At 73.7% G+C, this 26,807-nt stretch carries 28 protein-coding genes; 16 read left to right on the top strand and 12 right to left on the bottom strand.

What is annotated here, in order from left to right:
• The 5 genes from ACIRBX_RS27315 to ACIRBX_RS27295 all read left to right on the top strand — a co-directional run bounded on the left by ACIRBX_RS27315 (nt 1) and on the right by ACIRBX_RS27295 (nt 2,582).
• Nucleotides 1-192, top strand: coding sequence for a hypothetical protein (locus ACIRBX_RS27315; protein ID WP_345290762.1), 192 nt, complete (start codon nt 1-3; stop codon nt 190-192).
• Between the two features lie 14 nt (nt 193-206).
• On the top strand, nt 207-554 hold the full coding sequence (locus ACIRBX_RS27310) for an Asp23/Gls24 family envelope stress response protein (protein ID WP_402300452.1): 348 nt from the start codon (nt 207-209) through the stop codon (nt 552-554).
• 40 nt (nt 555-594) lie between these two features.
• The gene (locus tag ACIRBX_RS27305; RefSeq protein WP_402300450.1) at nt 595-1,092 is read left to right on the top strand and encodes a DUF6286 domain-containing protein; all 498 of its coding nucleotides are present in this window, start codon (nt 595-597) and stop codon (nt 1,090-1,092) included.
• Nucleotides 1,089-1,712, top strand: coding sequence for an alkaline shock response membrane anchor protein AmaP (locus tag ACIRBX_RS27300; protein WP_402300448.1), 624 nt, complete (start codon nt 1,089-1,091; stop codon nt 1,710-1,712). The genes ACIRBX_RS27305 and ACIRBX_RS27300 overlap by 4 nt, the downstream gene beginning before the upstream one ends.
• A gap of 78 nt (nt 1,713-1,790) precedes the next feature.
• A complete protein-coding gene (locus ACIRBX_RS27295; protein ID WP_402300445.1) occupies nt 1,791-2,582 on the top strand; it encodes a hypothetical protein in 792 nt (263 codons plus the stop codon).
• Between the two features lie 20 nt (nt 2,583-2,602).
• Here the strand turns inward: ACIRBX_RS27295 and ACIRBX_RS27290 are convergent, their stop codons facing one another.
• The 3 genes from ACIRBX_RS27290 to ACIRBX_RS27280 form a co-directional block, all read right to left on the bottom strand.
• A complete protein-coding gene (locus tag ACIRBX_RS27290) occupies nt 2,603-3,364 on the bottom strand; it encodes an SDR family oxidoreductase (RefSeq protein ID WP_402300442.1) in 762 nt (253 codons plus the stop codon).
• A gap of 38 nt (nt 3,365-3,402) precedes the next feature.
• Nucleotides 3,403-4,212: an SURF1 family protein gene (locus ACIRBX_RS27285; RefSeq protein ID WP_402300439.1), complete on the bottom strand. Its 810-nt coding sequence runs from the start codon at nt 4,210-4,212 to the stop codon at nt 3,403-3,405.
• Between the two features lie 394 nt (nt 4,213-4,606).
• Nucleotides 4,607-5,608 carry a DEDDh family exonuclease gene (locus ACIRBX_RS27280; protein WP_402300437.1) on the bottom strand — a complete coding sequence of 334 codons (1,002 nt, stop codon included), beginning with the start codon at nt 5,606-5,608 and terminating at the stop codon, nt 4,607-4,609.
• A gap of 166 nt (nt 5,609-5,774) precedes the next feature.
• Here ACIRBX_RS27280 and ACIRBX_RS27275 point away from each other — a divergent pair, with 166 nt between their 5' ends.
• The 4 genes from ACIRBX_RS27275 (at nt 5,775) to moaA (ending at nt 10,136) form a co-directional block, all read left to right on the top strand.
• Nucleotides 5,775-6,818 (top strand): zinc-dependent alcohol dehydrogenase family protein, encoded by a 1,044-nt coding sequence (locus tag ACIRBX_RS27275; protein WP_402300436.1) that lies wholly within the window; start codon nt 5,775-5,777, stop codon nt 6,816-6,818.
• A 186-nt stretch (nt 6,819-7,004) separates the two neighbouring features.
• Nucleotides 7,005-7,358 (top strand): DUF485 domain-containing protein, encoded by a 354-nt coding sequence (locus ACIRBX_RS27270; protein ID WP_402300433.1) that lies wholly within the window; start codon nt 7,005-7,007, stop codon nt 7,356-7,358.
• Nucleotides 7,355-8,995: a cation acetate symporter gene (locus ACIRBX_RS27265; RefSeq protein WP_402300431.1), complete on the top strand. Its 1,641-nt coding sequence runs from the start codon at nt 7,355-7,357 to the stop codon at nt 8,993-8,995. The genes ACIRBX_RS27270 and ACIRBX_RS27265 overlap by 4 nt, the downstream gene beginning before the upstream one ends.
• A gap of 151 nt (nt 8,996-9,146) precedes the next feature.
• The gene (gene moaA, locus ACIRBX_RS27260) at nt 9,147-10,136 is read left to right on the top strand and encodes a GTP 3',8-cyclase MoaA (protein WP_402300429.1); all 990 of its coding nucleotides are present in this window, start codon (nt 9,147-9,149) and stop codon (nt 10,134-10,136) included.
• Nucleotides 10,137-10,203: 67 nt separating this feature from the next.
• On the opposite strand, the gene ACIRBX_RS27255 is transcribed toward moaA, so the two are convergent.
• Both ACIRBX_RS27255 and ACIRBX_RS27250 read right to left on the bottom strand, forming a co-directional pair.
• On the bottom strand, nt 10,204-10,461 hold the full coding sequence (locus ACIRBX_RS27255; RefSeq protein ID WP_402300427.1) for a hypothetical protein: 258 nt from the start codon (nt 10,459-10,461) through the stop codon (nt 10,204-10,206).
• Nucleotides 10,462-10,680: 219 nt separating this feature from the next.
• Entirely contained in the window at nt 10,681-11,010 is a 330-nt protein-coding gene (locus tag ACIRBX_RS27250; RefSeq protein ID WP_402300425.1) for a DUF3099 domain-containing protein, read from the bottom strand.
• A 199-nt stretch (nt 11,011-11,209) separates the two neighbouring features.
• Between ACIRBX_RS27250 and ACIRBX_RS27245 the strand changes: the two genes are divergently transcribed.
• Nucleotides 11,210-11,476, top strand: coding sequence for a GlsB/YeaQ/YmgE family stress response membrane protein (locus ACIRBX_RS27245; protein WP_402300423.1), 267 nt, complete (start codon nt 11,210-11,212; stop codon nt 11,474-11,476).
• A 22-nt stretch (nt 11,477-11,498) separates the two neighbouring features.
• On the opposite strand, the gene ACIRBX_RS27240 is transcribed toward ACIRBX_RS27245, so the two are convergent.
• The 5 genes from ACIRBX_RS27240 to ACIRBX_RS27220 form a co-directional block, all read right to left on the bottom strand.
• Nucleotides 11,499-12,050 (bottom strand): RNA 2'-phosphotransferase, encoded by a 552-nt coding sequence (locus ACIRBX_RS27240; protein ID WP_402300422.1) that lies wholly within the window; start codon nt 12,048-12,050, stop codon nt 11,499-11,501.
• Between the two features lie 15 nt (nt 12,051-12,065).
• Nucleotides 12,066-13,463 carry a metallopeptidase TldD-related protein gene (locus ACIRBX_RS27235; protein ID WP_402300420.1) on the bottom strand — a complete coding sequence of 466 codons (1,398 nt, stop codon included), beginning with the start codon at nt 13,461-13,463 and terminating at the stop codon, nt 12,066-12,068.
• On the bottom strand, nt 13,463-15,016 hold the full coding sequence (locus tag ACIRBX_RS27230; protein WP_402300417.1) for a TldD/PmbA family protein: 1,554 nt from the start codon (nt 15,014-15,016) through the stop codon (nt 13,463-13,465). The genes ACIRBX_RS27235 and ACIRBX_RS27230 overlap by 1 nt, the downstream gene beginning before the upstream one ends.
• Nucleotides 15,017-15,129: 113 nt before the next feature.
• Nucleotides 15,130-16,671, bottom strand: a complete 1,542-nt coding sequence (locus ACIRBX_RS27225) for a serine/threonine-protein kinase (RefSeq protein WP_402300415.1) — start codon at nt 16,669-16,671, stop codon at nt 15,130-15,132.
• Between the two features lie 105 nt (nt 16,672-16,776).
• Nucleotides 16,777-17,904 carry an MBL fold metallo-hydrolase gene (locus tag ACIRBX_RS27220; protein WP_402300413.1) on the bottom strand — a complete coding sequence of 376 codons (1,128 nt, stop codon included), beginning with the start codon at nt 17,902-17,904 and terminating at the stop codon, nt 16,777-16,779.
• 374 nt (nt 17,905-18,278) lie between these two features.
• Between ACIRBX_RS27220 and fabG the strand changes: the two genes are divergently transcribed.
• Nucleotides 18,279-18,998, top strand: coding sequence for a 3-oxoacyl-[acyl-carrier-protein] reductase (fabG, locus tag ACIRBX_RS27215; protein WP_345290744.1), 720 nt, complete (start codon nt 18,279-18,281; stop codon nt 18,996-18,998).
• Nucleotides 18,999-19,000: 2 nt separating this feature from the next.
• Nucleotides 19,001-19,771 (top strand): enoyl-ACP reductase FabI, encoded by a 771-nt coding sequence (gene fabI, locus ACIRBX_RS27210; RefSeq protein WP_402300412.1) that lies wholly within the window; start codon nt 19,001-19,003, stop codon nt 19,769-19,771.
• Between the two features lie 226 nt (nt 19,772-19,997).
• Here fabI and ACIRBX_RS27205 read toward each other — a convergent pair whose 3' ends face one another.
• Nucleotides 19,998-20,666, bottom strand: coding sequence for a FadR/GntR family transcriptional regulator (locus tag ACIRBX_RS27205; protein ID WP_402300410.1), 669 nt, complete (start codon nt 20,664-20,666; stop codon nt 19,998-20,000).
• Nucleotides 20,667-20,749: 83 nt separating this feature from the next.
• Here ACIRBX_RS27205 and ACIRBX_RS27200 point away from each other — a divergent pair, with 83 nt between their 5' ends.
• From ACIRBX_RS27200 to ACIRBX_RS27190, 3 genes are all read left to right on the top strand, one after another.
• Nucleotides 20,750-22,057 carry an MFS transporter gene (locus tag ACIRBX_RS27200; protein WP_402300408.1) on the top strand — a complete coding sequence of 436 codons (1,308 nt, stop codon included), beginning with the start codon at nt 20,750-20,752 and terminating at the stop codon, nt 22,055-22,057.
• A gap of 43 nt (nt 22,058-22,100) precedes the next feature.
• Nucleotides 22,101-22,223 carry an SGM_5486 family transporter-associated protein gene (locus ACIRBX_RS27195; RefSeq protein WP_402300405.1) on the top strand — a complete coding sequence of 41 codons (123 nt, stop codon included), beginning with the start codon at nt 22,101-22,103 and terminating at the stop codon, nt 22,221-22,223.
• 73 nt (nt 22,224-22,296) lie between these two features.
• Nucleotides 22,297-22,827, top strand: coding sequence for a SixA phosphatase family protein (locus ACIRBX_RS27190; protein WP_402300403.1), 531 nt, complete (start codon nt 22,297-22,299; stop codon nt 22,825-22,827).
• Nucleotides 22,828-22,969: 142 nt separating this feature from the next.
• Here ACIRBX_RS27190 and serB read toward each other — a convergent pair whose 3' ends face one another.
• The gene (gene serB / locus ACIRBX_RS27185) at nt 22,970-24,220 is read right to left on the bottom strand and encodes a phosphoserine phosphatase SerB (protein WP_402300401.1); all 1,251 of its coding nucleotides are present in this window, start codon (nt 24,218-24,220) and stop codon (nt 22,970-22,972) included.
• Nucleotides 24,221-24,391: 171 nt separating this feature from the next.
• On the opposite strand from serB, the gene ACIRBX_RS27180 reads away from it, so the two are divergent.
• The gene (locus ACIRBX_RS27180) at nt 24,392-26,776 is read left to right on the top strand and encodes an ATP-binding cassette domain-containing protein (protein ID WP_402300400.1); all 2,385 of its coding nucleotides are present in this window, start codon (nt 24,392-24,394) and stop codon (nt 26,774-26,776) included.
• Nucleotides 26,777-26,807: the final 31 nt, after the last annotated feature.

The raw sequence follows: 26,807 nt of genomic DNA, 5'->3' as shown, positions 1-26,807 counted from the left end.
ATGAATCTCGGCCTGATCGGGCTGGTGGTGGGGATGGCCCTGGGCTTCGCCGGGTACTTCGGCGGGTTCGCCGCCTTCCTCCTGGTGGCGGCGCTCGGCGCGGTCGGCTTCGTGGCCGGCCGGCTGATCGACGGTGACCTGGAGCTCGGTGACCTGAGTGAGCTGCTGCGCGGCCGGGACCGGCGCCGTTGACCACAGCGGGTGGGGTGGCGGCGACCGTACCGGCGGTCGAGCGCGGGCAACTCCGGATCGCCGACCGGGTGTTCACCCGGCTGGCCGCACGGGCGGCACGGCAGGCGCTGGCCGAGGACGCGGCGGCCGGCAGCGTGGTCGGCGGCGGCGCTGTCACTGGCGGCACGGTGCGGCGCACCGCCGTCTCGGAGCTGCACGGTGCCGTCCGGCTGACCGTCGGGGTGGAGCTTCCGTTCCCGGCCGATCTCGCCGCGCTGGCGGAGCGGGTGCGGGCCGCCGTGCAGGAGCGGCTGACCGAACTCACCGGCCGCTCCGTCGGCGAGGTCGTGGTCGTGGTGGAACGGCTGGTGCCGCGTGGCTGAGCAGCTGACGGCGGATCAATCCCACTCCAGGGTACGGCGGTTGCGTTCGGACCGGACCTTCTGGGCGGGGCTGGTGGTGGTGGCCGGCCTGGTGGCCGGCGGGGCGCTGCTGTACGACGCGGCGGCGGTCCGGGCCGGCGGTACGGCCCGGGCCTGGCGCTCGGAGACCGCCGACGAGCTGGCCCGGCGGCACCTGGACGATCCGGTGGTGCTGATCGCCGCCGGGGCCGCCCTGCTGCTCGGCGGGTGGCTCCTGCTGCTGGCCCTGACGCCCGGTCAGCGGCGCTGGCTGCCGCTCGGCCGGCCGGGGGCGGTGATCGACCGGGCCGGGGTCTCCGCCCTGGTCGCCCGGTGGGCCGAGCGGATCGACGGGGTGGACTCCGCCAAGGTCCGCACCGGGCGGGGCTGGACCGTGGTGCGGATCGACGGGGACGCCGAACCGGCTTCGGTGGAGCGGGAGTTGCGGGCCGAGCTGGCCAGGGTGCCGCTGGCCGGGGCACACCGCCTGGACGTCCGGACCGGACGGAGGCGCCGATGAGCCGGGGCACGGTGAACCGCGCGATCCTGCTGCTGGCCGGAGTGGCCCTGCTGGCCGGCGGCGTGCTGGTGCTGGCCGGTGGCCTGGACCTGTACGGGCGGATCGGTTGGACCCCGCCGTCGCGCTGGCCGCTCACCTCCCCGGACCAGCCGGTGTTCAGCGACGCCTCGCGGACCCGGTGGACCGGCGAGGGCTGGTGGTGGCCGGCACTCTTCGCGGTGCTCGGGCTGACGGTGGCCTGCGGCCTGTGGTGGCTGGTCGCCCAGGTGCGTCGCAGTGGTCCCGCCACCGTCGCACTGCCGGTCACCGCGCCCGGCCTCAGCCTGCGGCTACGCACCCGGGCGCTGGCCGACGCGGTCGAGACCGAGGCCATCGCGCTGCCCGAAGTCGCCCGGGTACGGGCCCAGTTGACCGGCCCCCCGAAGCGGCTGCGGCTGCGCGCCGCCGTCCGCCTGACCCCGGACGCCGACCCGGCCGACACCCTGGAGCAGTTGCACAGCGGCCCGTTCGCGCACGCCCGCAGCACCCTGGCCCGTGAGCTGCCGGCCGAGCTGCGGGTGCGGGTGGTCCGTCCGCCCGCCCCGCCGCGCCGGGCGGCAGCCAGGCCCCGGGTGACCTGAGGACGCCCTCTCGCCGGGGGCGCCCGGCCCGGCTACCCTGCGGTCCAGGTGATTGGTCGTCTGCGGACGGGGGAGCCGATGACACGGGGCAGTGGCGGGCAGGAGCCGGTGGGGGACGAGGAGGCCGACGGCGGGGCCGGGGAGGGGGAGCGCCGGCCCGACCAGGCCGACCGCCGCCGTGAACAACTGGTGCTCTGGCTCGGGGTGGTACCGGTCCTGCTGAGCGTCCTGGCGTGGTTCGGGTTCGCCAGCTGGGACCAGGTCACGGAGCGGCTGATCGGTGGGGGCGGGTCCTCGGCGCCGCAGGCGGTCGTGACGACACCGGCCCCCGCACCGCCCGTTCCCGCCCCGAAGCCCACGCCCACGCCCGAGCCCGAGCCCACGCCCGAGCCCACGCCCACGCCCACGTCAGGGCCCAGCCCTTCGCCCGAGACCGACCCCAGCCCCGTCCCCAGTCCGAGCCCCAGCCCCGGGCCGACCCGCAAGCCGGTCCCGGCCGTGCGGTGGCAGGGCAGCCTGCTGCTCGACGACGGACACGACAACGGGCTGGCGGTGACCGGTTGGTCGCTGGACACCGTCCCGCCGCACCGGGCTCCGATGGGCGACATCGGCCTGGCCTGTGCGCTGGTCTGCGAGCCGGGGCAGCTCGTCGGGAAGGCCTTCGTGCCCTGGACCGGTGCGGCGCCCCCGGGGTTCGACGACTGCGCGGACCGGTTGGACAGCCAGCTGGGGCAGCGGACGGCCGACGTGCGGCCGGGGTCGGTGGTCTGCTTCGGCACCGAGGACTTCCGAGCGGGCTTCCTCAGGGTGGCCTCGGTGGGCGGGGGCCGGACGAAGCTGGACGTCACCGTCTGGGAGCGTCCCGGCTGACCCCGCCCGAACCGTGGGCGTCAGAGGCTGCGCAGGGCACCCCCGTCGACCGGGATCATCACGCCGGTCAGGTAGGAGGCGGCGGGGGAGAGGGCGAAGGCGGCGACCTTGCCGAACTCCTCCGGGGTGCCGTAGCGGCCGAGCGGGATGGTGGCGGCGGCCCGCTGCTGGGCGGCGGCCGGGTCGCCGCTCAGGGCGTCGAGCTCGCGCAGGCGGTCGGTGGCGATCCGGCCGGGCAGCAGGCCGAGCACCCGGATGCCGCGCGGGCCGAGCTCGTCGGCCAGCGACTTGGCGGCCATCGCCAGGCCAGGGCGCAGCCCGTTGGAGATGCCGAGGCCGGGCACCGGCTGGCGGACCGAGGTGGAGAGCACGAAGGCGATCACGCCGCCCTCGGTGAGCGAGGCGGCGGCGGTGCGGGCGATCCGCAGGGCGCCGAGCACCACGGACTCGAAGGCGGACTGCCACTGCGCCTCGGTGGTCTCCAGCACCGTCCCGGCGGCCGGGCCGCCGACGCTGACCAGCACGCCGTCCAGGCGGCCGTACTCGGCCACCGCCGCGTGCACCAGCTGGGCCGCCGTGCCGGGGTCGGCGTTGTCGGCCGCCACGCCGTGCACCCGGCCGGGGGCGTCCAAGGCGTGCACCGCCGCGTCCACCGCCTCCTTGGTACGGCCGCTCACCACCACCCGGGCACCGTCGGCGAGCAGCTCGCGCGCCGTGGCGAAGCCCAGGCCCCGGGTCGCGCCGGTGACCACGTACACCTTGTCCTGCAGTCCGAGATCCATGGGCACATCCTGCCGCACGACGGGGGTCGGACGGAGCGTCAGGTGGTGACCGGCTCCGGGGTGCCGGCCACCCCGGCCGCCGCCTTGGCGGCCTCGGCGGCGCGGTCGCGGGCCTCGCGGCGGGCCAGCACCACCATGCCGACCGGGAGCATGCCGGCGAACAGCCACCACTGGACGGCGTAGGCCATGTGCGCGCCGATCGAGGAGTGGTCGGGCTCGGCCAGCAGGGTGGGCGCGCTGCCCTGGGCCGGGGTGGAGGCGGTGAGCTCCAGGAAGCCGCCGAGTACGGGGGTGCCGAGGCGTTCGGCCTGCTCGTGGCTGTCGATCACCTGGTACTGACGGTCCGGCAGCTTGCCGCGCTTCTTGGTGCCGAGGCTCTCCGCGCTCTCGTCGCCGCGCAGCCGCCCGGTGGCGCTCACCTGGCCGGTGGGCGGGGCCGGGACGGTGGGGTAGCTGGTGGCGTCGCCGGCCGAGTCCACCCAGCCCCGGTTGACCAGCACGGTGCCGGCGCCGTCGGCGAGGCGGAGCGGGGTGATCACGAAGTAGCCGATGCTGCTGCCGCCCGGCTCGGTGCGGTTGCGGATCACGAACTCGGCCGCCGGGTCGTACACGCCGGTGGCGTTGACGGTCCGCCAGGTGAGGTCCTTCGGCACGGCCGCACCCGGGCGGGAGAGGGTCTCGAAGGGGACGGCGGGAGCGGTCAGGCTCTGCGCGATCAGCTCGTTGCGGGCGACCCGGGCCTCGTGGCGGTGGTACTGCCAGAAGCCCAACTTGACCATGGTCGGGACCAGCAGCAGCACGAGGAGGGCGATGAAGGCCCAGCGCCGGGACAGCAGAAAACGGTACACATCGGCAAACTACGCGCCTTCACACGGCGGAGTCACACCGGGGTCGGGGGTGGGGTGGTGCCCTGCGGGCGGCTTGGGGTGGGGAGTGGGTGAGGGGCGGGGCGTCCCGCTGGGGTCGGGGGTGGGGTGGTGCTCTGTGGGTGGTTTGGGGCGGGGCGAGGGGGCGGGCGAGGGCGACGGCTCCGGCTGCGCACCGCGTCCGGGTCCGCCGCCGGGGCCTCGGCAGGCGCCGCGGCCGGGACGGCGGCCGGCAGGTCGGCCGGCGCGGCAGTCGGCGGCGGGGCGGTCTCCGCCGGGGCGTGGGGAAGCGCGCGCGGGGGCGGGAAGTGACGGGGGGTGAGGTGGGGGCAGGCCGTCCGTCGTCCGCGCCCCCGTGCCCCGCGCTGACCGCAGGTCAGTCCGCGTCGTGCGCGGCGACCTCGCGGAGCAGGTGGAGGAAGGCGTCCTCGCCGATCACCGGGGTGCCGTACTCGCGGGCCTTGCGGGCCTTGCCGCTCCAGCTGCCGGCCTCGTTGGTGACCAGCAGGCTGGTGAGCCGGCTGACCGAGGAGGCGATGTGCAGGCCGGCCTCGATCGCGCGGTCCTCCAGCAGCTCGCGGTCGGTGGCGGTGTCCCCGGTGATGGCCACCCGCATGCCCTGCTTCAGCGGGCGGCCGTCCACCCAGCGCCCCGGGTTGGGGTAGGGGCAGGCGGGCCGCTTGCGGCTGGGGCGGTAGGAGGAGCCGTACGAGCGCGAGGAGCCGGCCGGGGCCGGGGTGTCGTCGAAGTCGGTGACCGCGACGCAGGTGGTCAGCGGCAGCGGCACGCCGAACTCGCGGGCCAGCCGGAGGCTGGGCCGGAAGGCCTCGGCGAGCACCCGGGCGTCGTCGAGCGCGTTGTGCGCCTGGCGCTGGTGCACGTCGAAGTGCGCGGCCAGGCTGGCGAGCTTGCCGTTGGGCAGCGGCAGGCCGAGGTCGCGGGAGAGCACCATGGTGCAGATCCGCTGCTCGACCGGGGCGCGCAGGCCGGCCCGGGAGAACTCGCGGGAGATCATGTTCCAGTCGAAGAGCGCGTTGTGCGCCACCATGACCCGGCCGGCCAGCCGGGCGGCGAACTCCCCGGCCACCTCGGGGAAGGTGGGGGCGCCGGCCAGTGCCGCGCTGGTCAGGCCGTGGATCCAGGTCGGGCCCGGGTCCCGCTGCGGGTTGACCAGGGTGTACCAGTGGTCGGTCACCTCGCCGTGCGCGTCCAGTTGGTAGACACCGGCCGAGATCACCCGGTCCTGCCGCCCGAGACCGGTGGTCTCGACGTCGACCACGGCGAAGCCGGGGGCCTCCGGCAGGGTGTCCGGGGTGCGCTGGGCCGGGAACGACGGGGCCCAGAGGGGCTCGTCGTCCGGGGGCTGGATCGCGTACATGAGGAACCACTTTAGGGCCGCACGCCCACACCGGTCGCCGGACCCTCCCTCCGGGGCCCGTGAACCGCCCGGAAAGTGGCGTATCCGACACCAGGAATACCGTGGAGGTGGCAGAACGTCCTACCGGACGGCACCACCAGAACACCAGCACGAAGGAAGACCCCTCATGCGCGCCACCGTCATCCACGGCCCCCACGACATCCGGATCGAGGAGGTGCCGGATCCGAAGGTCCAGCACCCGACCGACGCCGTCGTCCGGGTGCTCAACGCCTGCATCTGCGGCAGCGACCTCTGGGCCTACCGAGGGGTGGCGAAGCGTCAGCCCGGCCAGCGGATCGGCCACGAGTTCCTCGGCATCGTCGAGGAGACCGGCTCCGGGGTGTCCGGCCTGGCCGCCGGTGACCTGGTGGTGGCCCCGTTCATGTGGTCCGACGGCGTCTGCGACTTCTGCCGGGACGGCCTGCAGACCTCCTGCCCGCACGGCGGCTTCTGGGGCGAGCCCGGCTCCGACGGCGGCCAGGGCGAGGCGGTCCGGGTGCCGCACGCCGACGGCACCCTGGTGAAGCTGCCGAAGGACGCGGCCACCGACCAGGCCCTGCTGCCGCACCTGCTCGCGCTCTCCGACGTGATGAGCACCGGCCACCACGCCGCGCTGGCGGCGGGCGTGACGCCCGGCGCCACGGTCGCGGTGGTCGGGGACGGCGCGGTCGGCCTCTGCGGGGTGCTGGCGGCGCACCGGCTCGGCGCCGGGCGGATCATCGCGCTCGGCCGGCACGAGGCCCGGACCGCGATAGCCCGGAAGTTCGGCGCCACCGACGTGGTGGCCGAGCGCGGCGAGGCGGCGGTCGAGGCGGTCCGCGAGCTGACGGGCGGTCAGGGCGCGCACGCCGTGCTGGAGGCGGTCGGCACCGAGGAGTCGATGACCACCGCGATCTCGATCACCCGGGACGGCGGCGGGGTCGGCTACGTGGGCGTCCCGCACGGCGGCAGCGCGGGCGTGGACATCGGCCAGATGTTCAACCGGAACGTCCGGCTCGGCGGCGGCGTCGCCCCGGCCCGGGCGTACATCCCCGAGCTGCTGGCGGACGTGCTGAACGGGCGGATCGAGCCCGGCCTGGTGTTCGACCGCACGGTCGGCCTGGACGAGGTGCCGGAGGGCTACCGGGCGATGGAGGACCGCGAGGCGCTGAAGGTCCGGATCTCCTTCTGACGCCCACTCAGGAAGGCGGTGCCGCACGGCGGCACCGCCTTCCTGACGTTGTGGCGGCGATCTACGGCACGGGGTCTGTCGTGCCCACCTCCGCAGGCCCTAGCATGCAGCGGCATCCGCGACTGTGACGCCCCTCACGTCCGTTCGTTCCCCACTGTGCCGCCGACACATCACAGGAGCCGCCGAGTGGAAACCCCATCGACCCCCGAGGGCACGCCCACGGAAGTCCAACTCATCGAACAGAGCGAGGAGTTCGCCGCCCTGAGGAGGGCGTTCCGGGGGTTCGTCTTCCCGGTCACGGCGGGCTTCCTGCTCTGGTACCTGCTGTACGTGCTGCTCTCCAGCTACGCGCACGACTTCATGGCGATCAAGCTGTTCGGCGCGGTCAACATGGCCCTGCTGCTCGGCCTGCTGCAGTTCGCCTCCACCTTCGGCATCGCCGCCTGGTACGCCCGGTACGCGAACCGCCACCTCGATCCGAAGGCCACCGCGATCCGCGAGGGCGCTGCGGCCGCGAACCCCCGGGAGGCCGGCGCATGAACGCCCAGGCAGTCACCTCGCTGGCCGGCACACCGTTGGCCAGCGCCGCGACCGAGCACCGCGGCCTGACCATGACGCTGTTCGGCCTCTTCGTGCTCGCCACCCTCGGCATCACGATCTGGGCCGGCCGGCAGACCAACGACGCCGCCGACTTCTACGCCGGCGGCCGGGGGTTCACCGGCTTCCAGAACGGCCTGGCGATCTCCGGCGACTACATGTCCGCCGCCTCCTTCCTCGGCATCGCCGGAGCCATCGCGCTCTTCGGCTACGACGGCTTCCTCTACTCGATCGGCTTCCTGGTGGCCTGGCTGGTCGCCCTGCTGCTGGTGGCCGAGCCGCTGCGCAACTCCGGCCGCTACACCATGGCCGACGTGCTGGCCTTCCGGATGCGGCAGCGCCCGGTGCGCACCGCGGCGGGCATCTCCACCATCGTGGTGTCGATCTTCTACCTGCTGGCCCAGATGGTCGGCGCCGGTTCGCTGGTCGCCCTGCTGCTCGGGGTGAGCGGGGACGGCGCCAAGCGCTGGACCATCGTCGCGGTCGGTGCCCTGATGGTGATCTACGTGGCCATCGGCGGCATGAAGGGCACCACCTGGGTGCAGATCGTCAAGGCGGTGCTGCTGATCGCGGGTGCCGGGCTGATGACCGTGCTGGTGCTGGCCAAGTTCGACTTCAACATCTCCCACCTGCTCCAGGCCGCCGCCGACAAGGCCGGCAAGGGCTCGGCATTCCTGGAGCCCGGGCTCAAGTACGGGGTCACCGGCACCACCAAGCTGGACTTCCTCAGCCTGGGCCTGGCCCTGGTGCTCGGCACCGCCGGCCTGCCGCACATCCTGGTCCGCTTCTACACCGTGCCCACCGCCCAGGTGGCCCGGAAGTCGGTGCTCTGGGCGATCGGCATCATCGGCGGCTTCTACCTGATGACCCTGGCGTTGGGCTTCGGCGCCGCCGCGCTGGTCGGGCCGAAGGACATCAAGGCGTCGAACGCCTCCGGCAACACGGCGGCCCCGCTGCTCGCCGAGTTCCTCGGCGGCGGAGCCGGTACGACCGGCGGCGCGATCCTGCTGGCCGTCATCTCGGCGGTCGCCTTCGCCACCATCCTGGCCGTGGTGGCCGGCCTCACCCTGGCTTCCTCGGCCTCCTTCGCCCACGACCTGTGGGCCAACGTGATCCGCAAGGGCAAGGCGGACGAGAAGGAGGAGGTCCGGGCGGCCAAGCTGGCCGCGATCGGGATCGGCGCGGTGGCGATCGTGCTGAGCCTGTTCGCCGACAAGCTGAACGCCGCCGCCCTGGTGGCGCTGGCCTTCGCGGTGGCCGCCTCGGCCAACCTGCCCACCCTGCTGTACTCGCTGTTCTGGAAGCGGTTCAACACCACCGGCGCGGTCAGCTCGGTCTACGCCGGTCTGATCAGCTCGGTCACCCTGGTGTTCTTCTCCACGGTGGTCTCCGGCGGCAAGAACTCGCTCTTCCCGCACAGCGACTTCCACTGGTTCCCGCTGGAGAACCCGGGCCTGGTCTCCATCCCGATCGGCTTCCTGGCCGGCTGGCTGGGCACCGTGCTCTCCCGGGAGAAGGCCGACCCGGCCAAGGCCGCCGAGCTGGAGGTCCGCTCGCTCACCGGCCTGGGCGCGCACTGAGGAGCACACTGGACACCTGGCCCAGTGACGACCGGTCGGTCCCGCCCACCGGATGTGCACGCGGCCGTGGGCGATCACGGCGTTAAGCTGGCCCGGCCCGCCGTCACCGGCGGCCGGGCCAGTCACGCTCCAGGGAAGGAGGCCGGGCTCCGTGCTCCTCGACACCTACGGCCGGCAGGCCGTGGACCTCCGGGTCTCCCTGACCGACCGCTGCAACCTCCGCTGCACCTACTGCATGCCCGAGGAGGGCCTGCAGTGGCTCGGCAAGAGCGACCTGCTGACGGACGAGGAGATCGTCCGGCTGGTCACCCTCGCGGTGCGCGAACTCGGCGTCCGGGAGGTCCGGTTCACCGGGGGCGAGCCGCTGCTCCGTCCCGGCCTGGTGTCCATCGTGACCGCCTGCGCCGCGCTGGAGCCCCGTCCCGAGATCTCGCTCACCACCAACGGCATCGGTCTGGCCCGCACCGCCGCCGCGCTGAAGTCGGCCGGGCTGGACCGGGTGAACGTCTCGCTGGACACCCTGGACCCGGAGCTGTTCCACACCCTGACGCGCCGTCACCGCCACCACGACGTGCTGGCCGGCCTGGCCGCCGCCGAGGCCGCCGGGCTCACCCCGGTGAAGCTCAACGCGGTACTGATGCGCGGGGTCAACGAGCACGAGGCCCCCGACCTGCTCGGCTGGTGCCTGGAGCGCGACTACCAGCTGCGCTTCATCGAGCAGATGCCGCTGGACGCCCAGCACGGCTGGGACCGCACGCGGATGGTCACCGCCGGGGAGATCCTGGAGCGGCTGCGCACCCGCTTCGCGCTGACCCCCGAGCCCTCCGCCGCCCGGGGCGCCGCCCCGGCCGAGCGCTGGCTGGTGGACGGCGGCCCGGCCACCGTGGGCGTGATCGCCTCCGTCACCCGCCCGTTCTGCCGGGCCTGCGACCGCACCCGGCTGACCGCCGACGGCCAGGTCCGCAACTGCCTGTTCGCCACCGGGGAGACGGACCTGCGCACCGCGCTGCGGAGCGGCGCGGGCGACGCCGAGCTGGCCGCGCTCTGGCGGGCCGCGATGTGGGGCAAGAAGGCGGGCGCCGGGATCGACGACCCGGACTTCCACCAGCCGGACCGGCCGATGTCGGCGATCGGCGGCTGACGGCACGGGCTCCGGTCGGCGGCACGGGGGCCGACCACGGCAGACCCTGCGGGTGGCTGACGGTCGGTCAGTCCTCTTCGGGGTCCTGCCAGTCGGCGAGGGCGACGATCTCCTTCAGGAAGCCGCGGACGCCGAGGAACTGGCCCAGACTCTCCCGGTGGTCCTCACAGGCGAGCCAGGTCTTCTTCCGGTCCGGGGTGTGCAGCTTGGGGTTGTTCCACACCAGCACCCACCGCGCGGGCTGCCGGCAGCCCTTCGCCGAGCACACCGGCGGGCCCTCCGGGCCGTCCGCCGGGCCGAAGAGGTTGATCGAGGGGCTGTCCATGGAGCTGCCGTTCCCTGTACCCGAGCACGACGACGCCGGGCAGCCACGGGGGGAGCCGCCCGGCGTCGGTCTGTCGCTCCGACGGGGGATGCGGAGCGCGTACGCAGTATGTCACGGTCGACCGGCCGCGTGGCTAGGTCCGCCGAGATTAATCTGAGCTTGTTCTGAGCTTTCTGTCGGGCAAATCGGCTGATCAGTCGTCAAACCGGGCAGGAAACCTCAGGCCTTCTTCTGGTCACCGCCGCCGCCGGAGCCGCCCGGGCCCAGCATCAGGGGGGTGTCGGCCGGCACCGCGAAGGTGCTCGGCAGGCCGGGGGCCTTCTCCCGCCCCGCGTTCGCGATCAGCACCGCGAAGTACGGCAGCAGCACCGCGCCGGCCAGTGCGCCGTAGGCGACGAAGCGTTCCACGTCCCACATCACCACCGCCAGCAGCACGCAGAGCGTGCGCGCCAGCATCGAGATCACGTACCGCCGCTGCCGGCCCCGGACGTCCTCGCTCAGGCTGCTCCGAGCCCCGGTGATCCGGAAGACCTCGTCCCGCTTGCTCATGCCACTAACCACCCTCGTCGGCCGCCGCACTCCGGCCCGGTGCGGCGGTATTCACGGTACGCCCGCTCACGCCCGCCCAGGAGGGTGGGGCACGGGATTGGCCCACCCGGGGTGCGGGTGGGCCGGGAGGGGCAAAAACTGTGATCCACGGGAGGAGCACCGCCGAGGGTCGGCGGCCTGCGGCCTCCGGGAGCTGACTATGTGGGCGATCATCTCGGCACTGATCGAGGGTCTGATCCTGGGCGGCATCGCCCGGTTGCTGATCCCGGGGAAGCAGGACATCCCGCTCTGGCTGACCATGGTGCTCGGCATGGTGGGTGCGATCATCGGGAACCTGATCGCCCACCTGTTCGGGGTGGCCGACACCCGGGGCTTCGACTGGTGGCGGCACGCCTTCCAGCTCGGCGCGGCCGTGCTGCTGATCGTGGTGGTGGCGCCGGTCTGGAGCTCCCGGAAGAGGAGTTGACCGGCGCCACCGCGCAGCGGCCTCAGCGGGCCAGCCGCCCGAGGTGGCCGGGCGGGACGGCGTCGGTGAGCCAGACGCCGTTCGCGGAGATTCGGAACTCGTGTCCGGCCGCGTGCAGCGCCGCCGCGTCGACCGTGAGCACCACCGGACGGCCGTGCCGGGACCCGACCCGCACGGCCGTCTCGGTGTCGGCCGACAGGTGCACGTCCTGACGGCTCATCGGGCGCAGGCCCTCGCGGAAGATCGCGTCCAGGTGGGCCCCGGTGGTGCCGTGGTACAGCACCGCCGGGGGCACGGCGGCGGCCAGACCGAGGTCGACCGCCACCGAGTGGCCCTGGCTGGCCCGGATCGCCGAGCCGTCCTCCGAGTAGGCGAAGCGCTTCTTGTTGTTGACCGCCACCACGTGGTCCAGCTCGTCCCGGGTGATCCGGGTGCCCTTGCGGCCCAGGGCGGTGAGCAGCGTCTGCACCGGCACCCAGCCGGCCTCGTCCAGGGTGATCCCGATCGAGGCCGGATCGTGCCGCAGGACCCGGGAGAGGGTCTTGGAGATCCTGACGCTGCGCTTCTCGTCCATCGTTACGGCAACTCCTCAGCTCGCCTGGCTGACCGAGCTCATGTTGAAGTCCGCCACCCGGACCGGCGGCATGGCCGCCCGGGTGAACCAGTCGCCCCACTCGCGGGGCAGGCAGGGCTCGGTCTTCCCCGCCTCGGTGATGCGGCCCAGCAGGTCCACGGGGGACTCGTTGAAGCGGAAGTTGTTCACCGCGCCGACGACCTCGCCGTTCTCCACCAGGTAGACGCCGTCCCGGGTGAGCCCGGTGAGCAGCAGGGTGGCCGGGTCGACCTCGCGGATGTACCAGAGGCAGGTCAGCAGGAGGCCGCGCTCGGTCCGGGCGATCATCTCGTCCAGGGTCGGGGCGGCGTCCTGGTCGGCCGTCTCCAGCACCAGGTTGTCGATCGCCGGGGTGAGCGGCAGGCCGGTCAGGCCGGCGGTGTGACGGGTGGTCAGCAGGTTGGCCAGCTTCCCGTCCTCGATCCAGGCGGTGGCGGTCAGCGGCTGCCCGTTGTCGAACACCGAGCTGTCCCCGCCGGAGGAGTGCGCCAGCACGAACGGCGCCGCCTCCAGGCCGGGCTGCGCCGGGTCCGAACGCAGGGTCAGCGGCAGCTCGCTGAGCCGCTCGCCGATCCGGGTGCCCCCGCCGGCCTTGGAGAAGACCGTCCGGCCCTCGGCCGCGTCCCGGCCGCCGGACGACCAGCTCAGGTAGACCATCAGGTCGGCCACGGCGGTCGGCGGCAGCAGGGTCTCGTACCGGCCGGCCGGCAGGTCGATCCTCTTGCGGCCCCAGCCGAGGCGCTTGGTGGCCTCGGCGTGCAGGGCGGCGACGTCCACGTCGGTGAAGTCCCGGGTGGCGGCGCCGACCCAGGAGGAGGCCGACAGGTCCTCGGTCTTGGCGTTCAGCTCGACCGTGCCGGTCGGCTGGTCGTGGCGCAGCCGCAGGCCGGTGGAGGTGCCCAGGTAGCTGGAGACCACCTCGTGCCGGGCGAAGCCGTAGAGCAGCTGGCCCTCCCGGCGGGCCCGGGCGAAGGCCTCGCCGAGCGCCGGGGCGAAGGCGGCGAAGACCTCGATCGAGGTCTCGGCCGGAGCCGCCGTGAAGTCGGCCGACGGCTCCCGGGCCGGCAGCAGCGGCTGGGCGTCCTCGGCCGGGCCGGCCTCGCGGGCGGCCGACTCGGCGGCCCGGACCAGCGCCTCGACCTCGTCCAGGGTGACGGCCTCGGCGGCCACCACGCCGGAGGCGGTGCCCTCGGCACCGGCCACGGTGGCGATCACGGTGAGCCGGCGGCCCTTGGTGACCCCGTTGGTGGTCAGGGCGTTGCCGGCCCAGCGCAGGTTGGCGGTGGTCTCCTCGTCGGCGATGACCACGCAGCCGTCGGCCTGCGAGAGTTCGAGCGCGCGCTCGACCAGTTCGTGCGGGTGGACGATGGGCATCAGTGACCCGCCTCCTGCTGGGTGTTGAGCACGTTGACACCGCGGAACAGCGCGGACGGGCAGCCGTGGCTGACCGCCGCGACCTGGCCCGGCTGGGCCTTGCCGCAGTTGAAGGCACCGCCGAGCACGTAGGTCTCGGGGCCGCCGACGGCGCTCATCGAGCCCCAGAAGTCGGTGGTGGTGGCCTGGTAGGCGAAGTCCTTGACCTGGCCCGCGAGTTCACCGTTGCGGATGGCGTAGGCGCGCTGGCCGGTGAACTGGAAGTTGTACCGCTGCATGTCGATCGACCAGGAGCGGTCGCCGACGATGTAGAGGCCGTTCTCCACCTGGGAGATCAGACCCTCGGTGCTCGGCCCGCCGGCCACCGGCTGGAGCGAGACGTTCGCCATCCGCTGCACCGGCACGTGGCCGGGGGAGTCGGCGAAGGCGCAGCCGTTGGAGCGGCCCAGGCCCTTCAGCCTCGCCATCGCCCGGTCCAGCTGGTACCCCGTCAGGACGCCGTCCTTGACCAGGTCCCAGGACTGGGTCTGCACGCCCTCGTCGTCGTAGCCGATGGTGGACAGGCCGTGCTCGGCCGTCCGGTCACCGGTGACGTGCATCAGCTCGGAGCCGTACTTCAGCGAACCCAGCTTGTCGAAGGTGGCGAAGGAGGTGCCCGCGTACGCGGCCTCGTAGCCCAGCGCGCGGTCCAGCTCAGTGGCGTGGCCGATCGACTCGTGGATGGTCAGCCAGAGGTTGGACGGGTCGATCACCAGGTCGAGGTGGCCGGCCGTGACGCTCGGGGCCTTCATCTTCTCGGCCAGCAGGCTCGGCAGGTCGGCCAGTTCGGCGTTCCAGTCCCAGCCGGTGCCGAGCAGGTACTCCCAGCCCCGGCCGACCGGCGGCGCGATCGAGCGCATCGAGTCGAAGGCGCCGGTGCGCTCGTCGACCGAGGTGGCCTCCACCGTGGGGTGCAGGCGGATGCGCTGCTGGGTGGTGACGGTGCCCGCGGTGTCGGCGTAGAACTTGTTCTCCTGCACCGTCAGCAGGCTCGCCGAGACGTGCGAGACGCCGTCGGCGGCCAGCAGCCGGCTGCTCCACTCGGCCAGCAGCGCGGTCTTCTCGGCGTCCGGCACCTCGAAGGGGTTCACCTCGTACGAGGAGATCCAGGTGACGTCCGCGTGCACCGGCTCCTCGGCCAGCTCGACCAGGTCGGTGCCGCCGGCCGCCCGGCTGATCCCGCCGGACAGCTTCGCCACCGCGACGGCCTGCTCGGCCACCCGGGCGGCCGCCTCCGGGGTCAGGTCCACCCCGGCGGCGAAGCCCCAGGCACCGTCCAGCAGCACCCGGACGGCGAAGCCCAGCTGCACCGTGTCGGAGGAGCCGGCCGGGCGGGCGTCGCGCAGCCGCCAGGAGGCGGAGCGCACCCGCTCCAGCCGGAAGTCGGCGTGCGAGACGCCGAGCTGCTTGGCCCGGCTCAGCGCGGCGTCCGCCAGGGTGCGCAGCGGAAGGGCGAGGAACAGCGGGTCGACGGCGCGGCCTGGGGTGGGGCCGGCGCTGGGCGTCGGGGGCATCGGGCTCCCTGGGTCGGGGGACGATCGGAGGGTCGGCGGTGCCCCGGCACGGGGCACCCCGTACCGCATCATGGACTGCCAGGCGGTTGGGGGCCAGCAGATTTAACGACGGGTCAGCCGAGGTCGATCGAGCGGTTGACGTTGTCGTAGACGGTGCGGGCGGTGGCGTCGTCGGTCTTCGGGCGGACGAACCGGAAGGTCAGGTGGAGCAGCCGGCCGTCCCGGACCAGGTACTGCTCGGTGGCCTCGTTGACCGGCTCGTAGCCGATGCACGGGTACTCGTCCTCGGCCCGGGTGCTGTAGCGGTACTTGATCACCGAGGCGTCGAGGTCGCCGTGCAGCTCGGACTGCGGGCCGTGCACCGTCTCCACGTGGAAGTACTCCGGGACGGGCTTACCGTCGCCGCAGAAGGTGCCCTGACCCTTCATCAGCAGCTCCAACCGCTCCCGGGCGTACTGCTCGGCCCCCTTGGCGGCCTTCCCCTCGTCCTTGACCCCGATCTGCACCCGGCTGTCGGGGGAGGCCCAGTTCGCCTCCTCGCGGCCGAGGGCGGTGCTGTAGTCCGCCGGTACCGCGATGCCGAGGCCGAGCCGCTCGTGGCTGTGCGCGGTGTAGCCGTCCGGGACGCTCCGCGGGGCCGGCGGGCCGTCCGCCAGCCGCCAGGCACCGAGGCCGGCCGGGACCGCGACGGCGAGCACGCCGAGGCCGATCGCGAACCGGCGCAGCCGCCGGTCGGACCAGCGGCGCCTCGGCGTGGTGCCGCGCAGCGGGAGGGTCGGGGTGACCACCTCGGTCGGGGTCGGGGGTGTCGTCGTCGGCGCGGGGGCGGGACGGGCGAACAGGCGCTCCGCCTCGGCCGCGCTCGGCCGGCGTTCCGGATCCCGGGTCAGCAGTGCGGTGATCGCGCCCGTCAGCGGCCCGGCCCGGCGCGGCTCGGGCACCGGATCCTGGACGATCGCCACCAGGGTGGCCTCGGCGGACTGCCGCCGGTACGGGTGCACGCCCTCCAGGGCCTCGTACAGCACCAGCCCGAGTGCCCACAGGTCGGCTGCCGGGCCGGGGCGGCGGCCGGCCGCCCGCTCGGGGGAGAGGTAGGGCACCGAGCCGACCAGCAGGCCGGTCCTGGTCAGGTCCACCCCGCCCTCGACCTGGGCGATGCCGAAGTCGGTCAGGACCAGCTCGCCGGCCGGGGTGCGCATCACGTTGGCCGGCTTCACGTCCCGGTGCACCACCCCGGCGGCGTGCACCGCGGCCAGGGCGGCGGCCAGCTGACGGCCCGCCGCGGCGGCCTCGGGCACGTCCACGGTGCCCCGGGCCAGCCAGCTCTCCAGGCTCTCGCCCTCGATCAGCTCCATCACCAGCCACGGCAGGCCGTCGACCGTCTCGATGTCGTGCACCCGGACCACCCCGGGGTGCCGGATCGCGGCGGCGGCCTGTGCCTCCCGCTCCATCCGGCGGCAGAGCTCCGTCCGCTCCCGCTCGCCCACCCCGGGCGGCAGGGTCGGCTCCTTGACCGCGACCTGACGGTGCATCCGCTCGTCGTCGGCCCGCCACACGGTGCCCATGCCGCCCCGGCCGAGCCGCTCGCGCAGCCGGTAGCGGCCGGCCAGCAGGGTGCCGGGCGTGGTGCTGGACGTTCCCCCGAACTCGTTCATGCCCGCCATCCTGGCCTGTCCGCCCCGGGGCTGTCGCCACCCGGGGCGGACCGACCGGAGGTCAGGTGACCGAGGCCGACTGACCGGAGCCCGGCTGACCGGGGGTCAGGCCACCGACTCCCACCAGCCGTCCAGCTCCGGCGGGCTGTCCACGTCCACCCGCTGGCCGGGGCGCGGCACCGCGACCGGCACCGCGTGCTCCTTGGCCGCCACCAGCAGCCGCTCCACCGGCTCGGCCCACGGGTGCAGGCCGAGGCGGAAGGTGCACCAGTGCACCGGCACCAGCAGCCCGGCCCGCAGCTCGCGGTGCGCCCGGACGGCGTCCTCCGGGGTCATGTGGATGTCGGCCCAGGCCGGGTCGTACGCGCCGATCTGCACCAGCGCCGCGTCGAACGGGCCGTGCTGCTCGCCGATCCGGGCGTAGCCCTCGAAGTAGCCGGAGTCCCCGGTGTAGTAGACCTTCCGGGTCGGACCGGCGATCACCCAGGAGCCCCAGAGCGTGGTGTTCCGGGTGGTGCCGCGGCCGGAGAAGTGGTGGGCCGAGGTGAGGACGACGGTCAGGTCCCCGAGGGTGCAGGTCTCGTCCCAGTCCAGCTCGATGATCCGGTGCTCCGGCACGCCCCAGCTGCGCAGGTGCCCGCCGATGCCGAGCGGCACGGCGAACGGCGCGGACTGACTCCGCGTCAGCCGCTGGACGGTCTCCATGTCCAGGTGGTCGTAGTGGTCGTGCGAGATCAGCACCACGTCCACCGCCGGCAGGTCCTCCAGCTCGACCGGCACCGGGTGCAGCCGCTTCGGGCCGACGTGCTGGGAGGGGGAGCAGCGCTCGCTCCAGATCGGGTCCAGCAGCACCCGGCTGCCCTCGATCTCCACCAGCGCCGAGGCGTGGCCGAACCAGGTCAGCTGCACGCCCTCGGCCGCCTCCACGTGCGGACCGCCCTCGAAGCGGGCCAGCGGCACCGGCCCGGTCGGCAGTCCGTCGCGCTCGAACAGCATCCGCCGGACGGTGCCCGCGTCGGGGGAGCCGACGGAGTCCCGGGCCAGCTCGGACGGGGCGTTGTGGAAGACGCCGTCCCGGTACTGCGGGGAGTTCCGCACCCGCGGGTCGGACGGGTCCGGCCGGCGTCCGAAGGCCACCGGGACCTTGCGGAAGGTCCAGGCGGCGGCGCCGGCCCCGGCGGTCAGGGCGGCCAGCAGCAGGGTCTTGCGGACGCCCGATCGTTCCTTGCTCATCCGGATATACGCTCTCTCGGTCCGTGGCGGCGGGCCGAGTCGACGGCGGCCCACGAGGGCAACGGCGGCGACCGGGCCGGTTGTTCCCGTTCCGCCCCGTTCCTCCGGTGGACCGGCGGGTCCGCCGCGCGCCGGGTGGCCGCTCGGTAGCGGTACGTCAGCACCGGGTGGCCGGGTCCGGTCGCGCATTGTCGGAATGCGACAGTTCGGGCCGGGTGGACCTGTGGGAGCTCGATTCGTCGCTGGCCGGAAGCGACCGATAGCGTCACACTGCGTACGCGCGCACCGCGTCGCGCACCGCGAACCGCCGCGGCCCACCGCACTCCACGTGCCGGTCCGGGGCCGGCGGTCAACCAAGGAGAAGAGGTGTGTCCGTGAGCCGCTCGGTTCTCGTCACCGGAGGTAACCGGGGCATCGGTCTTGCCATCGCCCTGGCCTTCGCCGAGGCGGGTGACAAGGTCGCGATCACCAGCCGCTCGGGCGAACTGCCCGAGGAGCTGGCCAAGTTCGAGGCCATCGCCGTCCGCTGCGACATCAACGACGCCGCGCAGGTGGACGCCGCCTTCACCGAGGTCGAGGCCGCCCACGGCCCCGTCGAGGTCCTGGTCGCCAACGCCGGGATCACCAAGGACACCCTGCTGCTGCGGATGTCGGAGGAGGACTTCACCTCCGTCCTGGACACCAACCTCACCGGCACCTTCCGGGTGGTCAAGCGCGCGTCGGCGAAGATGCTGCGCGCCCGCAAGGGCCGGGTCGTCCTCATCTCCTCGGTCGTGGGCCTGCTGGGCTCCCCGGGCCAGGCCAACTACGCCGCCTCCAAGGCCGGCCTGGTCGGCTTCGCCCGCTCGCTCGCCCGCGAGCTGGGCTCCCGCAACATCACCGTCAACGTGGTCGCCCCCGGCTTCGTCGACACCGACATGACCGCGGTGCTCAGCGAGGAGCGCCGCAAGGAGATCGTCGCGGGCGTGCCGCTGGGCCGCTACGCCACCCCCGGCGAGATCGCCTCTACCGTGCGCTTCCTCTCCTCCGACGAGGCCGCGTACATCACCGGAGCCGTCATTCCCGTCGACGGCGGATTGGGCATGGGTCACTGAACATGAGTGGAATCCTCGAGGGCAAGCGCATCCTGATCACGGGTGTGCTGATGGAGTCCTCCATCGCCTTCCACACCGCGAAGCTGGCCCAGGAGCAGGGCGCCGAGGTCATCCTCACCGCGTTCCCCCGCCCCAGCCTCACCGAGCGCATCGCCAAGAAGCTGCCGAACCCGGTCACCGTGCTGCCGCTCGACGTCTCCAGCGAGGAGGAGCTGGCCGGCATCGCCGACAAGGTCCGCGAGGCCGGTCTGCCGACCCTGGACGGCGTCGTCCACTCCATCGGCTTCGCCCCGCAGGACGCCCTCGGCGGCAACTTCCTGCACACCCCGTGGGAGTCCGTGGCCACCGCCATGCACGTCTCCGCGTTCTCGCTCAAGTCGCTCACCACGGCGCTGCTCCCGCTGATGCAGGACGGCGGCGCGGTGGTCGGCCTGACCTTCGACGCGCAGTACGCGTGGCCGCAGTACGACTGGATGGGCCCGGCGAAGGCCGCCCTGGAGGCCACCAGCCGCTACCTCGCCCGGGACCTCGGCCCGCGCAACATCCGCTGCAACCTGGTCTCGGCCGGTCCGATCGGCTCGATGGCCGCCAAGTCCATCCCCGGCTTCTCCGACCTCGCCGCCACCTGGGAGCACCGCTCCCCGCTCAAGTGGGACCTCTCCGACCCGGAGCCGGCCGGCCGCGGCGTCGTCGCCCTGCTCTCCGACTGGTTCCCCAAGACCACCGGCGAGATCGTCCACGTCGACGGCGGCCTGCACGCGATCGGCGCCTGACGCTCGGTCAGCGGACCGACTCGGGTCGGCCGGAACAGGGGCGCGAGGCTCTGTCGACATGCGGCTCCGCCGCGTGGGCGCGAGTCCTGTGCACCCAGGTCAGCCGGAACAGGGGCGCGAGGAACTGCGCGGAGCGGGAGAAGTGAAGCTCGGCTTCTTCCGCGGCGCGCAGTTCCTCGCGCCCCTCTGGGTCGTGCGTGGCCACCCTCGTGTGAAGCCCCGGCCGTCAGGTGTCGCCGCACATCCCGATCGCCCGCCCGGCCTCGACCGAGGCCTTCGCGGGGTCGCGGTCCCGCACCGCCGCCAGGATCCCGTCGTGGCTGACGTACCGTTCGGCGATCAGCTCCGGCCCGACGTCGTACCGCAGGTGAGCCCGCGTCACCTCGCCGAGGTCGGCGTACACCGCCGCGAGCACGTCGTTGTGGGCGGCGGCCACCACCGCCTGGTGGAACGCGGCGTCGGCCTGGATGAAGTCCTCCGTCTCACCGGAGTGCCACGCCGTCTCCCGCCGCTCCAGCGCGGCGCCGATCAGCTCCAGGTCGCGTTCGCTCCGCCGGGCCGCCGCCAGCCCCGCCGCCGAGGTCTCCAGCACCGACCGAAGCTCCGCCACCTGCTCCTGGTCGGCGTCCGCGAAGCGACGGTGCATCACCCCGGCCAGCTCGCTGGTGGCGAGCACGTAGGTGCCCGAGCCCTGCCGGATGTCGAGCAGCCCGTTGTGGGCGAGCGCCCGGACGGCCTCGCGGACGGTGTTCCGGGCCACCCCCAACTGCTCCACCAGGGCCGCCTCCGTCGGGATGCGTGATCCGACCGGCCACTCGCCGGAGGTGATCTGGGCCCGGAGCTGGGCGATCACCTGGTCGGAGAGCGGCGTGCGGCGGGTGGTCGACAGCGCCATCGGACTCCCTGTCAGTTTCATGGGCGGACCCGGACAGGATACCGGGGTGCCCAAATTCATCCCATCATTCTATGATGGGGCGCATGCCGACCGCCAAGACCACCGCAGCCGGGCCCACCACCCCGGCCGCGGGCACCGCCCCCCGCCCCGCCACCAGTGCCGCCACCGGCACCGCCGGTGCCGCCACCAGCGCCACCGGCCGCCGTCTCGGCTGGCTGCTGGCCCTCGCCGTCGCGGTGGCCGCGCTCAACCTCCGCCCGGTGGTCACCAGCCTCGGCCCGATGCTCAAGGAGGTCCGGGCCGACCTGCACATGGGCGGCGCGGTGGCCGGCCTGCTCGGCGCCGTCCCCTCGCTCTGCTTCGCGGCCTTCGGCCTGGCCGCCCCCGCGCTGGCCCGCCGGTTCGGCCCGGTCCTGGTGGTCACCGCCGGGCTCGGCGCCATCGCGCTCGGCGTGCTGTCCCGTTCGTTCGCCGGCGGCACGGCGGTCTTCCTGCTGCTCAGCGCGGTCGCGCTGGCCGGCGTCGCGGTGGCCAACGTGCTGATCCCGGTGGTGATCAAGCGGTACTTCCCGGACCGGGTCGGCCCGATGATCGGTCTGTACTCGATGGCGCTCTCGGTCGGCACGGCCGCTGCCGCCGCCCTCACCGTCCCGATGACCAAGGCGTTCGACACCACCTGGCGGGTCGGTCTCGGCATCTGGGGCCTGCTCGCGGTGGCCGGCCTGGGCCTCTGGCTGGTCACCCTGCTGCTGCGCCGCGACACCCGCCCCGCCGCCGCTGCCGAGACCGCCGCCTCGGCCCCCGCCGCCAAGCTGCCGATCACCCGCAGCCGCACCGCCTGGGCGCTCGGCGCCTTCTTCGGCCTCCAGGCCACCAGCGCGTACGCCACCATGGCCTGGCTGCCCACCATCTACCGGGACGCCGGGGTCTCCGAGAGCGCCTCGGGCGTGCTGCTCGCGCTGGTGATGGCGATCAGCGTGCCGGCCTCCTTCATCCTCCCCAACCTGGCGGCCAGGCGCGGCGAGCAGGGCCTGTTCGTGGTGGTGCTGGCCCTGTGCGGGATCGCCGGCTTCACCGGCCTCGCCCTCGCGGCGGGCACCCTCCCGTGGCTCTGGGCCACCCTGGTCGGCCTCTCGATGTGCGCCTTCCCGCTCGCCCTCACCATGATCGGCCTGCGGGCCCGCACCCCCGGCGGCGTCACCCAGCTCTCCGCCTTCGCCCAGAGCCTCGGCTACCTGATCTCCATCCCGGGCCCGATCCTGGTCGGCACCATCTACCAGAGCACCGGCGAGTGGTACCTGCCGCTCGGCTTCCTCGCCCTGCTGCTGCTCCCGCAGATGGTCTTCGGCATCCGGGCCGGCAAGGCCCGGCACGTCGAGGACGAGGGCTGACCCCGGGGACGGGCGGCGCCGTTCGGAGTGCGACACTCCTTCCATGCCCGTCCTCGAACCGAACCCCCCGAACGGCCAGAAGAAGCTGCTCCAGCTGCTCGGCCTGATCGCCGCCCTGGTCGTGGTGATCTCGATCATCGCCAGCTACGCCAACGACATGGGCTGACCCCGCCACCCCCAGGGGTGGTGGGCACGGGGAGCGCCGCGCCCGTCCGGGGGTTTTCTGGAAAGCTCTGGGTATGAGCGCCGACACCCTCCGAAGGATCATCGTCCTCCGCCACGCCAAGGCCGACTGGCCGGACGGCGTGGACGACCACGAGCGGCCGCTGGCCGACCGGGGCCGCCACCAGGCCCCGGACGCCGGCCGTTGGCTGACCGACTCCGGCATCAACCCCGACTACGTGCTCTGCTCCACCGCCCTGCGCACCCGGGAGACCTGGAAGCTCGCTGCCCACGAGCTCCCCAAGCGTCCCCGCAGGACGGTCTACGAGGACCGGATCTACGAGGCCAGCCCCGGCGAGATCATCGCGGTCCTCCAGGAGACCCCGGACGACCACCACGACCTGATCCTGGTCGGCCACAACCCCGGCGTCCTCGGCCTCACCCAGGTCCTGGCCGGCGACCAGGGCGACCCCGAGGCCCTCACCCGCCTCTCCCGCGGCGGCTTCCCCACCGCCGCCATCGCGGTCCTCTCCTTCACCACCCCGTGGAAGACCGTCGAGCCCGGCATCGCCCGCCTCGACACCTTCCACACCCCGCACGAGGACTGACGCGACGTCAGGGGCCCCGACCGCAACGCGGCCGGGGCCTCCGGTCTGCCGGGCCACTCGTCGGTGGCGGGAGTGCCGACGGGGTCCGGCCGGCGAGCGCGTGCGTCCCTTCCGCTGCTCCCTGCCCGGACCCCGCCGGGAGTCACTCGTCGTCGGTGGGGGTGCCGTCCAGGGCGTCGGCGGCCTCGACCTCTTCGCGGGTGATGCCGAGGAGGTAGAGGACGGTGTCGAGGAAGGGGACGTTGACGGCGGTGTCGGCGGCCTCGCGGACGACGGGCTTGGCGTTGAAGGCGACGCCGAGGCCGGCCGCGTTGAGCATGTCGAGGTCGTTGGCGCCGTCGCCGATGGCGACGGTCTGCTCCAGCGGGACGCGGGCCTGCTCGGCGAAGCGGGCCAGCCAGCGGGCCTTGCCGGCCCGGTCGACGATCTCGCCGGTGACCCGGCCGGTGAACTTGCCGTCGACCACCTCGAGGGTGTTGGCGGCGGCGTAGTCGAGGCCCAGCTGCTCGACCAGGTGGTCGGTGACCTGGGTGAAGCCGCCGGAGACGATCGCGACCTGGAAGCCGAGCCGGCGCAGGGTGCGGACCAGGGTACGGGCGCCGGGGGTGAAGCGGACCTCGGTGCGGACCTTGTCGGTGACGGCGGCGTCCAGACCGGCCAGCAGGGCCACCCGGGCGCGCAGCGACTCGGCGAAGTCCAGCTCGCCCGCCATCGCGGCGGCGGTCACCTTCGCGACCTCCTCCTCGCAGCCGGCGTGCGCGGCGAAGAGCTCGATCACCTCGTCCTGGATCAGGGTGGAGTCGACGTCCATCACCACCAGCCGCTTGGCGCGGCGCTGCAGCCCGGCCCGGACCACGGCGATGTCCACCCGCTGGGCCGCGGCCTCGGTGACCAGGACCGAGCGCAGCTCCTCGGTCGGCACGCCGGAGACGGCGAGCTCGACGGCGGTGACGGGGTACTTGGCGAGCCGGAAGACGCGGTCGATGTTGCCCCCGGCGTCGGTGATCCGGCCGGTCAGGGCGGCGGTGGCGGCGGCGGTCAGCGGGTGGCCGAGCACGGTGACGTGCGAGCGGCCCTCGCGGCGCGGGGCGTTGTCGCCGGTGCCGGAGATGATCTCGGCCTGGAGCTTGAGCTCCTCGGCCCAGCGGTGCACGGTGGCGCGCAGCGCGCCCTCGGTGCCGGGGCCGCCCTCGGGGGTGGCGATCAGGGCGCAGAGCGTTATCCGCCCCCGGGTGACCATCTGCTCGATGTCGATGACGTCCACGCCGAACGCGCCGAGCGTGCTGAACAGTCCGGCGGTGATGCCGGGACGGTCCTTGCCGAAGACCTTGACCAGCAAGGTGCGCTCATCGTCGTACGACCGGGGCAGCGGGGGGAGGGGCGCAGCGTTCATGGTGCCTCCCACGCTACCGGGCGGCCCGGTCGGGCCCGCACCGGCGTCCGCCCTCTGGACCAACGGGCGGACGAACGGTGGGCGAACAGTGACCGGCTGGTAGTGCCCGGGCCGGGGTACTGGAAGGATGGCGGCCCGTCAGGGTCGGTACCGGTGGGGGGACTGCGGCAAGTGGCACAGCTCGAAGTGGTGGTCGACGGCCGGCGGGTGCCGCTCGACCCGGCACGTACGTACACGGTGGGCCGCGATCCGGCGGCCGATCTGCGGATCGACGACGCCCGGGTGTCCTGGCGGCACGCCTCCATCGCCCTGCAGGGCGGCGCCTGGCAGTTGACCGACCACGGCTCCACCAACGGCACCTACCACCGTGACCGGCGGGAGGGGCTGATCCCGCTCCAGCCGGGCACCGAGGTCAGGTTGGGCAGTGCGGCCAGCGGGCCGCTGCTGAGCTTCGCCGCACCGCAGGTGCCCTGGCACGCCGCCGTCACCAAGCGCGGCGAGACTCCGCAGCAGGCCTTCCCGGCCGCCGCCTTCCCGCGCCAGGAGCCGCCGACGGTGGTGCGCAGCCTGGCCGCCTACACCCGCACGATCAAGCTGGGCCGGGCGCTGGACAACGACGTGGTGCTGACCGACCTGATGGTCTCCCGCCACCACGCCGAGCTGCGCCAACTCCCGTCGGGGGAGTGGGAGGTGATCGACCTCGGGGCGAACAACGGGGTCTACCTGAACGGCCTGCCGGTGCAGCGGGCCCGGCTCACCGAGCGGGACCGCCTGACCGTCGGCCGGTCCAGCTTCGCGCTGGTCGGCGGCCAGCTCCAGGAGTACGTGGACGACGGTGCGGTGACCTTCTCGGCCCGCCACCTCACGGTGGAGGTGGAGCACCAGGGCACCCGCCGCACCCTGCTGAACGACGTGGGCTTCACCGTCCCGGAGAAGTCCCTGGTCGCCGTGGTCGGCCCGTCCGGCTCCGGCAAGTCCACCCTGCTGCGCGCGCTCACCGGCCACCGCCCGGCCGACGCCGGGCAGGTGCTGTACGACGGGCGGGACCTCTACCGGCAGTTCGCCGAACTCCGGGCCCGGATCGGCCTGGTGCCGCAGTCCGAGATCCTGCACCGCGAGCTGACGGTGCGCACCGCGCTCAAGTACGCGGCCGAACTGCGCTTCCCCGGGGACACGGTGGCCGCCGAGCGCGAGCGCCGGATCGAGGAGGTGCTGTACGAGCTGCGCCTGGACCAGCGGGCCGACCAGCGGATCAGCGCGCTCTCCGGCGGCCAGCAGAAGCGGGTCAGCGTCGCGCTGGAGCTGCTCACCAAGCCCTCGCTGATCTTCCTGGACGAGCCCACCTCGGGCCTGGACCCGGGCATGGACCGCGAGGTGATGCAGACCCTGCGGACCCTGGCCGACGACGGCCGCACGGTGCTGGTGGTCACCCACTCGGTGGCCGAACTCGCCCTCTGCGACCGGGTGCTGGTGCTCGCTCCGGGCGGCTCGGTGGCCTACTTCGGGCCGCCCGCCGAGGCGCTGTACTTCTTCGGCTACCCGAGCTGGGCCGACGTCTTCCAGGCCTTCGAGAACCACCCCGGCCACGACTGGGCCGGCCGCTACCGGGGCTCCCCGCACCACCAGGAGTACTCGGCCGACTCGATCGCCACCCCGCTGCCGGCCCTCCCGGTCGCGGCCGGCCGGGCCGGGGCCGAGCCGCCCCGGCCGCGCTCCTGGGGTGCGCAGCTCTGGACCCTGGTCCGCCGCTACCTCGCGGTGCTCGGCACCGACCGGGGCTTCCTGGCCCTCTCGCTGCTGCTGCCGCTGGTGCTCGGCGGGGTGAGCGCGGTGATCCCGGACGCCTGCGGCCTGGTCGCCTGCGAGGGCCCAGGCCCGAAGGCGGTGAACGGCGGGGCCCGGATGATCCTGCTGGTGCTCGCGGTCGGCGCCTGCCTCTCCGGGGCGGCCAACTCGGTCCGCGAGCTGATCAAGGAGCGGCCGATCTACGAGCGGGAGCGGTCCACCGGGCTCTCCCGCTCCGCCTACCTGACCTCCAAGGTGGTGGTGCTCGGCGCGGTCAGCCTGGTGCAGGGCGGCCTGATCTCCGCGATCGGCTTCGGGGTCCGCGAACTCCCGTCCGAGGGACTGCTGTTGACGGGTGCCCCGGCGCTGGAGCTGGCCATCGGGGTGACCCTGCTGGGCTTCGTCTCGATGATGGTCGGCCTGGTGATCTCCGCCCTGGTGCGCACCGCCGAGAAGACCATGCCGCTGCTGGTGATGTTCGCCATCGTCCAACTGGTCTTCACCGGCGCGGTGTTCCAGCTCTACGACGAGCCCGGCCTGGAGCAGTTCGCCTGGCTGATGCCGGCCCGCTGGGGCGTCGCGGCCGGCGCCACCACCCTGGACCTGGGCCGGATCTCGCCGACCGCCCCGGACCCGGACGGCCTGTGGGCCCACTCGGCCGGCCAACTCGCCGTCAACTGGCTGGTACTGGTGGTCTTCGCGGCCCTGCTCGGCCTGCTGCTGGCCCGGCTCCAGCGCCGCCACGAGCCCGAGGTGATGCAGCGCGGCTGAGGACCTCCGGAGGTACCCACCGCCCGGGACC

Origin of the sequence: Kitasatospora sp. NPDC096147 (genome assembly GCF_044763225.1) — a bacterium.
Lineage (GTDB): Bacteria > Actinomycetota > Actinomycetes > Streptomycetales > Streptomycetaceae > Kitasatospora.
Note: the sequence above shows the minus strand (reverse complement) of the source record. Positions and strands in the feature narration are given on the sequence as shown.

Bases quoted from the DNA above. Each gene is read 5' to 3' on its own strand.
- ACIRBX_RS27255 (WP_402300427.1), bottom strand. From the start codon at position 10,461: ATGGACAGCCCCTCGATCAACCTCTTCGGCCCGGCGGACGGCCCGGAG.
- ACIRBX_RS27245 (WP_402300423.1), top strand. From the start codon at position 11,210: ATGTGGGCGATCATCTCGGCACTGATCGAGGGTCTGATCCTGGGCGGC.
- ACIRBX_RS27195 (WP_402300405.1), top strand. From the start codon at position 22,101: ATGCCCGTCCTCGAACCGAACCCCCCGAACGGCCAGAAGAAGCTGCTC.
- ACIRBX_RS27220 (WP_402300413.1), bottom strand. From the start codon at position 17,904: ATGAGCAAGGAACGATCGGGCGTCCGCAAGACCCTGCTGCTGGCCGCC.
- ACIRBX_RS27265 (WP_402300431.1), top strand. From the start codon at position 7,355: ATGAACGCCCAGGCAGTCACCTCGCTGGCCGGCACACCGTTGGCCAGC.
- ACIRBX_RS27275 (WP_402300436.1), top strand. From the start codon at position 5,775: ATGCGCGCCACCGTCATCCACGGCCCCCACGACATCCGGATCGAGGAG.
- ACIRBX_RS27250 (WP_402300425.1), bottom strand. From the start codon at position 11,010: ATGAGCAAGCGGGACGAGGTCTTCCGGATCACCGGGGCTCGGAGCAGC.
- ACIRBX_RS27225 (WP_402300415.1), bottom strand. From the start codon at position 16,671: ATGAACGAGTTCGGGGGAACGTCCAGCACCACGCCCGGCACCCTGCTG.
- ACIRBX_RS27235 (WP_402300420.1), bottom strand. From the start codon at position 13,463: ATGCCCATCGTCCACCCGCACGAACTGGTCGAGCGCGCGCTCGAACTC.
- ACIRBX_RS27290 (WP_402300442.1), bottom strand. From the start codon at position 3,364: ATGGATCTCGGACTGCAGGACAAGGTGTACGTGGTCACCGGCGCGACC.
- ACIRBX_RS27230 (WP_402300417.1), bottom strand. From the start codon at position 15,016: ATGCCCCCGACGCCCAGCGCCGGCCCCACCCCAGGCCGCGCCGTCGAC.
- ACIRBX_RS27205 (WP_402300410.1), bottom strand. From the start codon at position 20,666: ATGGCGCTGTCGACCACCCGCCGCACGCCGCTCTCCGACCAGGTGATC.
- ACIRBX_RS27315 (WP_345290762.1), top strand. From the start codon at position 1: ATGAATCTCGGCCTGATCGGGCTGGTGGTGGGGATGGCCCTGGGCTTC.
- ACIRBX_RS27300 (WP_402300448.1), top strand. From the start codon at position 1,089: ATGAGCCGGGGCACGGTGAACCGCGCGATCCTGCTGCTGGCCGGAGTG.
- ACIRBX_RS27190 (WP_402300403.1), top strand. From the start codon at position 22,297: ATGAGCGCCGACACCCTCCGAAGGATCATCGTCCTCCGCCACGCCAAG.
- ACIRBX_RS27295 (WP_402300445.1), top strand. From the start codon at position 1,791: ATGACACGGGGCAGTGGCGGGCAGGAGCCGGTGGGGGACGAGGAGGCC.
- ACIRBX_RS27240 (WP_402300422.1), bottom strand. From the start codon at position 12,050: ATGGACGAGAAGCGCAGCGTCAGGATCTCCAAGACCCTCTCCCGGGTC.
- ACIRBX_RS27280 (WP_402300437.1), bottom strand. From the start codon at position 5,608: ATGTACGCGATCCAGCCCCCGGACGACGAGCCCCTCTGGGCCCCGTCG.
- fabI (WP_402300412.1), top strand. From the start codon at position 19,001: ATGAGTGGAATCCTCGAGGGCAAGCGCATCCTGATCACGGGTGTGCTG.
- serB (WP_402300401.1), bottom strand. From the start codon at position 24,220: ATGAACGCTGCGCCCCTCCCCCCGCTGCCCCGGTCGTACGACGATGAG.
- ACIRBX_RS27200 (WP_402300408.1), top strand. From the start codon at position 20,750: ATGCCGACCGCCAAGACCACCGCAGCCGGGCCCACCACCCCGGCCGCG.